This window comes from Halomonas sp. 328, from assembly GCF_015645095.1.
GTDB lineage: Bacteria > Pseudomonadota > Gammaproteobacteria > Pseudomonadales > Halomonadaceae > Bisbaumannia.
Window position 1 is genome coordinate 1 of sequence record NZ_JADOTW010000075.1, and the last position, 1033, is coordinate 1033.

1 protein-coding gene is annotated in these 1033 nt (G+C 59.8%); it reads left to right on the top strand.

The genetic code is table 11. From position 1 onward, the window contains the following. The first annotated feature begins 17 nt into the window (after positions 1-17). The gene (locus IHD13_RS18015; protein WP_195862412.1) at positions 18-995 is read left to right on the top strand and encodes an IS110 family transposase; all 978 of its coding nucleotides are present in this window, start codon (positions 18-20) and stop codon (positions 993-995) included. Positions 996-1033: the final 38 nt, after the last annotated feature.

A 1033-nucleotide genomic window follows, 5' to 3' on the forward strand; every position in this document is an offset into this window, starting at 1 on the left:
GGAAAGGCGACGAGAGCATGGCAGTAATCGGTATCGACGTCAGCAAGCAGAAGATCGACTGCGCCTGGCTGCGCGACGTGGCGAGCGGCAAGGTCAAGACTCGGGTGTTCCCCAATCGTCGGCAGGACTTTCCTCGCTTGCTTGAATGGCTCGAACACCAGACCGGGGAGCCACAGGATCAGTTTCATGTGTTGATGGAAGCCACCGGTATCTATCACGAAACGCTCGCGTATTGGCTGCATGCTGCCGGCATCCAGGTTTATGTCCTCAACCCGGCGCAGGTGCGCGATTTCTCCCGTAGCCTGGGGGTACGTGGCAAAACGGACAAGAAGGACAGTGTGGTACTGGCACGGTATGGTGCGACTCAACGCCCCGAAGCCTGGCAGCCAGAGCCCGAGGAAGTGCGCAAGCTCAAGGCGCTGGCAGCGAGACTCGATGCCCTGGACAAGGACATTCAGCGTGAGCGAAACCGGCGCGAGAAAGCCGAGTTCGCCATGGCAACCGATATCCTCCGCTCAATTGATGACATCCTGCTGGCATTGACGCGTGAGCGGGATCGTCTCCAGCAGGAGGTCGATGACCACCTCGATCAGCACCCTGGCTTGAAGCAGGATCGTGCCTTGCTGCAAACGATTCCCGGCGTTGGCCCTGCGGTATCTCTCCGACTGTTGACGATGCTGCGTAGCCGTGTTTTCAAGAGCGCCCGTCAGGCCGCGGCGTTTGCGGGGCTCGTGCCCGTCAGTTGGGAATCGGGTAGTTCCGTACGGGGCCGGCCCCGCTTGTCGAAAGCCGGTAATCCGAAACTGCGTCAGAGCCTATACATGGCAGCCGTCGTCGGGCTGAGGCGAAATCCGGATATCTCAGCGCTTTACCAGCGGCTAACAGGAAATGGCAAGAGCAAGATGGCGGCCCTGGGGGCGGCGATGCGGAAGCTGATCCACATCGCCTATGGTGTCCTCAAGACCCAAACCGAATATCGGCCACAAACCGCCTGATGGGATGTTTGTGGCCGGTCAGGAGAGATGGTATCTAG